The following is a 244-nucleotide window of genomic DNA, read 5'->3' as shown; positions in this document are numbered from 1 at the left end:
AAAAGAACCGGGAATTTTTAAAGAAAATCACTATCAGGACACTGCCAAACCAATTACAAAAGACATGCTGCACGATAAAATCGCCATCGTGAACGAAATGTTAGAGCCGGCTGCGACGAACGTTAAATTCCAGCTGCACGAGCAATTGGAAGTCTATTACGTGCAAGTCATCGATACAAAAACAGATGAAGTACTAAGAGAGATACCGAACCGGAAGTTTTTGGATATGTACGCATCCATGGCT

1 protein-coding gene is annotated in these 244 nt (G+C 41.8%); it reads left to right on the top strand.

Going from position 1 to position 244, the window contains the following annotated elements; translation table 11 throughout:
* A partial coding sequence (locus R0J87_RS23555) for a flagellar protein FlaG (RefSeq protein WP_498889408.1) occupies positions 1-244 on the top strand: 244 nt, incomplete at both ends.

This window comes from Halomonas sp. SIMBA_159 (assembly GCF_046536035.1).
Taxonomy (GTDB): domain Bacteria; phylum Pseudomonadota; class Gammaproteobacteria; order Pseudomonadales; family Halomonadaceae; genus Vreelandella; species Vreelandella venusta_A.
This window is presented reverse-complemented; position numbering and strand designations above follow the sequence as displayed.